The sequence below is a fragment of the Nostoc sp. DedQUE02 genome, assembly GCF_034531035.1.
In the GTDB taxonomy this organism is placed as follows: Bacteria; Cyanobacteriota; Cyanobacteriia; order Cyanobacteriales; family Nostocaceae; genus Nostoc.
The window spans coordinates 25,618-32,782 of record NZ_JAVRBY020000073.1 but is presented as its reverse complement, the minus strand read 5'-3'; the positions used below and the strand labels follow the sequence as shown (position 1 = coordinate 32,782).

Genomic DNA, 7,165 nt, shown 5'->3' with positions numbered 1-7,165 from the left:
AAGGTTAAAGGTTAAAGGGAAAAGGAATAAATTTAATCTTTCCCCTTTTCCCCTTACCCCTTTCCCTTTCCCCATTCACAATACCCAATACCTAAAAGTTATTTTTCATTTCCCGTATCCGCGCAAAGGTTTCCACGCCATCACTACCCTTAACGGTTGATTGTAATGATGGTTGATCCCAACGCAAAAAGGGATTGGTTCGCTTCTCCACTCCCAGCCGCGATGGTATGGTAGCTTCTCCTCGACTACGGTAAGTCTTCACTTCATTGAAGCGTTTTTGTAAGTCGGCATTGTCGCCATCTACAGTTAGAGCAAATTGCAGATTGTTTAAGGTGTATTCGTGGGCACACCAGATATATGTATCATTTGGTAGAGAACGCAGTTTGCTTAAAGACTCCACCATTTGGGTTGGTGTTCCTTCAAACAAGCGACCGCAACCACCAGAAAATAAGGTATCGCCGCAAAATAAATCGCCTGTTTCACCAGCTTTTTCGGGGGGAAAGTAGTAAGCGATGTGAGCGCGGGTATGTCCGGGGACGAAGATAACTTCACCTATGCGGTCTGCAAACTGGACGCGATCGCCTTGTTGCAAAAACACCTGCTGTCCGGGAATTCTACCACGATCCTCGGCTCCTCCATAAACTATCAGTTGAGGAAATTCTTCTATTAATTGCTTATTACCACCCACATGATCGTTATGATGGTGGGTGTTGAAAATTGCTACCAACTCAGCTTTTAATTCTGCCAGTTTCTTTAATACTGGTTGGGATTCTGCTGGATCGACAACAGCAGCGATATTTTGTTTACGATCGTGTAACAAAAATATGTAGTTGTCTGAGAGTGCTTCCAGACGGATTACCTGCATTACCTCTGCCTCCCTCACAACATATATGTTTAACATTCATTAATAATCTTAAGACTCATCGAGTCACAAGGCTACTTGCATCAGCTACATCCAGTATAAATACTTGATATAATCTAGCCATAACTCAATATTCAGCATGATAATATATTACTATAGTTCTCCGGTAGATACACTTAATAAAAGCAAAAGCAATCTGAATTTCTCAGTGAAATTTCTCTGGTAATAACCGCAAATAAAAAGTTACATTTATTCTATTGTTTTTGGATTTAAAGATATAAATTTAGATTTATCCTGTCAAAAAAAGGGATTATAAAAATGTATTTTTTTGACAATACATTAATTATATACATTTTTTTTGAAAGCTTTAAGTATTTGTTGAATATCAAACTATAAATATCCTTGTATTTATAATAAAAGTAAATCAAAATTTAGGAAGTTATTAAAATATACGCCATTTAAGCTATCCACTCTGGTTTTTGTAATTTCCTATGCTAATGATACGAATAGTCCATATCAAGTAGTATATAGCTTAATCGATGAAGCGTTTAATATTGAAGCTAATATCAGTAAAAGTGTTGAATATTTAAGTTTAAAAAGTACAAAAGCTTTTCCATTAACTCTTTATGTGAGCTATTTTATGAATTCCACAAGAGGATTTATTACCATTTTAACCGGACTTTACTCTTTTCAAGATTGTATTCATTTTTTAGCGGCGATTAGGAAGTTTCATCAAGAGCCGATAATTATTTTAATTGACCAAGTACCGGTAGTACTCTATCCGTTATTAAAGGCTTTTAAAAATGTAATTTTAAAGCCTGCCCCGGCGAATGAAAATACTGTTTTAGCATCACGGCAAGCAAAACTGGCTCTATATGCAGCCTCTGAGTTTGATAAAACGATTTACTTAGATTCAGATATTTGTTTACTTTCCGATATCAATGACGTATTTGAATATTTGGATGAATATGATTTTCTGTTAACTGAAGATGTGCAACCATCCATTCTGAAAGCTACAAATTTGTTGCGTGGAAAGCAAGAAGACCTTTTACCAAATGTTTTGCCAATTCTGCAATCTGTAGGTTTACCATTACAAGCGGATAGTGTGCAGTATAATGGCGGTTTTATGGCTTTTCGGAAAACAGAAGTAACCAAAGTATTTTTTGAAGAATTTAAACGTTTTTTTGAGATTGTCAAAAATAACCAAGATAAGTTACTTCTAAAAGATCAAGGAGCTTTTGCATCTGCGATCGCATCTGTACGTCCTCATAAAAAAATCTTACCACCTACCTATAATTATCTCAGTAAGTGGCAAGATGCTTATAATATTCAGGATCAAATTAAAGTTCTTCATTGTACCTATCCTTATCGCCCCCAGTATGCTAAGAATATTACCCGTTCTTTATACACAAGGGTTTTTGACAGATTTGCTCAAGTATTTCTACCAAATCAAGTTACAAATCCTTGGCGCACTAAATAAGTATAAAAATCGTGAAAAAATTTTCCAAAATATCGCTGTTGGTTTCAGATTTATCAAGTGCAGCTCTTTTGCGTGCATACTTGATAGCAACAGCCTTAAAAAGTTTAGAATATGAAGTTGAAGTTATGGGTTTTTTATTTGGAAATAATTTATATCGAAATTTACCATCAGAATTAAACGTTTATAATTTACCGGGCAAAAGTTTTCCAGATTTTTTTGGAGAAGTTAACAAAATTTTACCAAAAATTAATGGAGATATAATTTACGCTATCAAACCACAAATAGCAAGTTTTGGAGTTGCCCTACTTAAAAAAATATTTAGCCTCAAACCGTTAATTTTAGACATAGATGATTGGGAACTTAGTTGGTACGGTGGCGATGACTGGCATTATCGTCCCACACCTAAACAATTAGCTAGGGAGTTATTAAAACCAGACGGCGCACTTAGGAATCCTTATCATCCTTTGTATGTGAAATGGATGGAAGGTTTGGTAAATTACGCTGATGCTGTGACGGTGCATACTGAATTTTTACAGCAGCGTTTTGGCGGTACATTTGTTCCAAATGGTAAAGATATTTCTTTATTTGATCCCACTCGATATGATGCTGAGTCCAGCAGAAATCGTTATGGTTTATCTGAATATCGTATTTTAATGTTTCCTGGTGCGCCAAGACCTTATAAAGGTCTAGAAGATGTTCTCATGGCGCTGGATAAAATTAATCAGCCAGACTTAAGACTAGTGATTGTAGGTGGTAGTCCTTATGATGATTACGATCAACAACTTCAACAAAAGTGGGGACGCTGGATTATCAAATTACCAAAGTATCCAGCTGATGTTATGCCTGATTTAGTAGCAGCAGCTCACATTGTAGTTGTTCCCCAACGAGATACCTCAGAAACTCGTGCTCAATTTCCTCTGAAGTTGACAGATGGAATGGCAATGGCTAAACCTGTATTATCAACGCGCGTTGGAGATATTCCCAAAATTTTAGGTAATACTGGTTATTTAGTCGAGCCTGCTTGTCCTGAACAGATTGCTGAACAAATTCAATTTATTTTTCAAAATTTAGAGTCAGCAGACCAGCAAGGTATCAAGGCAAGAGAAAGATGTGTGAAACACTATAGCATAGAAGCTATGGCTTCCACGCTCAAGTCAGTAATTGCTCGGTTTTGAATCTTGATTGGGTGTGGGCCATGAGACTGGGGATTAGGAACCCAACCAAATCTTAATCAGATTTTTTTCTCCACTACCTTGTAACGGAGTGCTGTATTTATTTGATGATTAGCTTTTTTTAGCAACTAATTTGTGAATAATATTAATAAGTTAAATTGGCCTAAAAATACCCAATGTCTACCAGAAAACTACTACTAAGATTCGCTAAACCTTATCCAGGTTTGATTCTGCTGACAATATTGTTAGGATTTTCGGGAGGTTTGTTTAATGGGATTAGCACAGCTTTAATTGTGCCAGTTATTTTGAAAATTGTGGGTCAAGAAGTAGATTTAAATACTGCGCCTCCCATTTTAAAAGCGATGATATCTCCCTTTGACAATACTCCAGAAAAATACCGAATATTAGTAATGGCTGGAGCGATTATATTTACAATTATTTTAAAAAATTTAGCTACTTATGCCAGTTCATTAACATCGAGTTCTTTAACCAGAAAGCTAACCTCGGATATGCGCGAAACTGGATTAAGGTTATTACTAGAAATTGATCTAGATTATTACGCCAAGACGAAAGTTGGTGATTTAATCAACCGTCTAGGTGGAGAAATTGGTCGGTCTGCAAGCGCTATAGGTAGTACAGTCAAGATAATTATCCTGGGAATCACAATTTTAGTTTTTGTTGGTATATTGCTGTCAATTTCTTGGCCGTTGACAATTGCTGCTACATTTTTGCTGTCGTTGGTGACGTTGGTAAATCAATATGCTATTTCCCGGTCTAAAAATTTTGGGAAGCAGCTTAGTGAGATGTCTAGAGCCTACTCAATCTCTGTACTGGAAACCTTGAATGGAATTAGGCTGGTAAAGGCAACGGGAAATGAAGAGAAAGAATATCAACGGATTAAAAAGTTAATTCGCGATCGCGAGTTAGCAGATTTCCAATCTCAGGTTAATTCGGAAGTAATTACACCCCTAAGTGAGGTAATGGGGATTACAGCTTTGCTCCTGATTGTACTTTTGAGTAAAACCTTCTTTGCTAGCCAAGTTTCTTCTCTTTCTACTGTACTACTGACATATTTATTAGTGCTACTGCGAGTACTACCATTGATTTCTCAGCTAAATACTATTCGCAGCAACTTTGCCAGTACCGCCGCCAGCGTGGATGTTACCAATGAGTTTTTAAGCCTAGACGATAAGCCGTTCATGAGTAAAGGTAAGCTTCCCTACGTAAAATTAGAAGAGGGAGTGTCTTTTAATTCTCTTTGCTTTGCTTACCCTGGTTATGAGAAATTGGTACTCAAAGATGTGAATTTATATTTACCACGTGGCACAACTTTAGCATTGGTAGGCGGTTCTGGTGCTGGAAAATCCACTTTGGCAGACCTTTTACCGAGATTTTATGACCCGATCGCAGGCAGTATTACCATTGACGGCATCGATTTGCGGGAGTTCGATGTGATATCCCTGCGAAAGCGGATGGGAATTGTTAGTCAAGATACCTTTCTTTTCAATGACTCGGTGCAGAATAACATCGCTTATGGGCGGCCAGAGGCTACTGAGGATGAAATTCTGACAGCAGCCAAGCGGGCAAATGCTTATGAATTTATTAGCAAATTACCTCAAGGATTTGACACCTTGATAGGCGATCGCGGCGTCATGTTATCTGGTGGACAAAGGCAAAGATTAGCGATCGCCCGCGCCCTCCTTCAAAATCCCGAAATTTTAATTCTAGATGAAGCCACCAGCGCTTTAGATACCGTTTCTGAACGTTTAGTACAAGCTGCACTCGATGAATTGAGTCGCGATCGCACCACCCTGGTAATTGCTCACCGTCTTTCCACAGTCCAAAAAGCCAATCAAATAGCCGTATTAGATCAAGGACAGGTGGTAGAAGTGGGAACCCATGAAGAACTTTTACAAAAGGGTGGCTACTACTCACGTTTGTACTCAATGCAATTTGCTCCTCGTCCTGAAAGTGCTGCCAAACACAATCAAAGCTTGCTCCGCATCTCTCACGAAATTCGGACGCAGATGAACTCGATGATTGGTTTTCTACGCTTATTACTTGATGATTTGGTAGACGATTCCCAAGAACGGCACGAATTAATTGAAGACTCTTATAAATCAGCTTGGAGAATTCTCAATACTATTGATGTTTTTGAAGATGTTATTAACTTACAAATCAAGGGGCAAATGCTCTCAATTTCTGACCAAAATCAAAATATTATCAGTAACCATTATCAAACCTTTAATCATATCTCCGTTGAGTTTCGGACTTCTCTTAACCTCATACTTAGCTCTCTTCGCTCTCTAGCTGATAATTTGATATCCACTACAGAAGAACAAAATGGATTAATTCATGAAAGTTATGAATCTGCTATATATCTGCTAGATAATTTAGAAAAATTTGAGAATAGTATTAATATCTAAATTTATGAAAAATCCTGATTTAAAAAAGCACTACATTTTCTTCATTGGTGAAGAGTTGCCACAGCCAGAAGCTCATCTAGTGCAGTCTACAAATGCCGCTAACGCCGCCGCTAATTTGGGATACTCAACAGTTTTGGTATACCCTGACAAAAAACCAAAAACTATTAACCCAATTAATTTAGCTCGTCCTTTTCAACCAAGAAAAACACCAATAGAACTTATTAAATATTACAACCTCCATGACAAATTAAAAGTTGCTCCTTTGCCGATGCCTTGGCCAATTGACCATTTTCGGAGTAAATTTACTGACTCTAATACCATTGCCAGCAAATATTACTTACCATTTCACATACTTCCGAGTACCAAACTTGTCCACAGTCGCAACTGGAATTTTGTAAAAGCTGCTATCAAAAATGGCCTTCCTGCAATTTACGAACATCACCACCACGAAGACAAGCCATTTGAGCCAGAAATTGTTAAAAATCCACTGTTACAAATTGCTGTCACCGTTGTAGATACCATCCGCGAAAGCATGATTAAAAATGGGATGCCACCAGAAAAAGTGATTAAGCTGCACAATGGTTTTAATCGTTTATTTATGGAGAGACAACCAGAAAAAGCAGCAGAATGGCGTCAAAAACTATTGCAAGACGAAAGCCAAAAATTGGTAGTTTATGCGGGAGCGCTACTGCAATTTAAAGGTATTGATGTACTAATTGATGTGGCTAAAGAAATGCCGAATGTACAATTTGCCTGTGCAGGTGGTAAGGCAAAAGAAGTAGAGGATTATCAGCAATTAGCAAAAGAAAAACAGGTTCATAATATTAAATTTTTGGGATACGTTTTACATAATGAGTTAGCATCTTTGCTACAAGCAGCCGATGTTTTAGCTCACCCTCATTGTTCGGGAAAAGCGGCAACTTTCACATCTCCCCTAAAGCTGTTTGACTACTTCGCCTCTGGAACTCCTATTGTCTCGACGAAGATTCCATCATTAGTTGAGTTTCAAGATACCCAAGCGATCGCTGCTTGGTGTGAACCAGATAACCCCAGCGAATTTTCCGAAAGTCTGAAGCGGGTTTTAGAAACTCATCCCAGAAAGATAGAAGGCTATCCAGATAGTATCGAGTTTGTCAAGCAGTTTTCCTGGGAAAATCGAGCAGCAAAAATCCTTAGTTATGTTGATGAATCTCTGCTGCCTCAACTTATTGTGTAATGACTAATA

At 37.7% G+C, this 7,165-nt stretch carries 5 protein-coding genes; 4 read left to right on the top strand and 1 reads right to left on the bottom strand.

Annotation, left to right across the window (positions count from 1 at the left end; translation table 11 throughout):
• Positions 1 to 91: 91 nt before the first annotated feature.
• The gene (gene gloB, locus RMX98_RS31680; protein WP_322679387.1) at positions 92 to 865 is read right to left on the bottom strand and encodes a hydroxyacylglutathione hydrolase; all 774 of its coding nucleotides are present in this window, start codon (positions 863 to 865) and stop codon (positions 92 to 94) included.
• Between the two features lie 637 nt (positions 866 to 1,502).
• On the opposite strand from gloB, the gene RMX98_RS31675 reads away from it, so the two are divergent.
• The 4 genes from RMX98_RS31675 (at position 1,503) to RMX98_RS31660 (ending at position 7,156) form a co-directional block, all read left to right on the top strand.
• Positions 1,503 to 2,342: a hypothetical protein gene (locus tag RMX98_RS31675; RefSeq protein WP_322679358.1), complete on the top strand. Its 840-nt coding sequence runs from the start codon at positions 1,503 to 1,505 to the stop codon at positions 2,340 to 2,342.
• An 11-nt stretch (positions 2,343 to 2,353) separates the two neighbouring features.
• A complete protein-coding gene (locus RMX98_RS31670) occupies positions 2,354 to 3,517 on the top strand; it encodes a glycosyltransferase family 4 protein (protein WP_322679357.1) in 1,164 nt (387 codons plus the stop codon).
• 173 nt (positions 3,518 to 3,690) lie between these two features.
• A complete protein-coding gene (locus tag RMX98_RS31665) occupies positions 3,691 to 5,940 on the top strand; it encodes an ATP-binding cassette domain-containing protein (RefSeq protein ID WP_322679356.1) in 2,250 nt (749 codons plus the stop codon).
• A 4-nt stretch (positions 5,941 to 5,944) separates the two neighbouring features.
• Positions 5,945 to 7,156 (top strand): glycosyltransferase, encoded by a 1,212-nt coding sequence (locus RMX98_RS31660; RefSeq protein ID WP_322679355.1) that lies wholly within the window; start codon positions 5,945 to 5,947, stop codon positions 7,154 to 7,156.
• The last annotated feature ends 9 nt before the right edge of the window (positions 7,157 to 7,165 follow it).

What these genes read in the sequence shown, in the direction of transcription:
- gloB (WP_322679387.1), bottom strand. Translation starts at nt 865, where the DNA reads ATGCAGGTAATCCGTCTGGAAGCACTCTCAGACAACTACATATTTTTG.
- RMX98_RS31675 (WP_322679358.1), top strand. Translation starts at nt 1,503, where the DNA reads ATGAATTCCACAAGAGGATTTATTACCATTTTAACCGGACTTTACTCT.
- RMX98_RS31665 (WP_322679356.1), top strand. Translation starts at nt 3,691, where the DNA reads ATGTCTACCAGAAAACTACTACTAAGATTCGCTAAACCTTATCCAGGT.
- RMX98_RS31660 (WP_322679355.1), top strand. Translation starts at nt 5,945, where the DNA reads ATGAAAAATCCTGATTTAAAAAAGCACTACATTTTCTTCATTGGTGAA.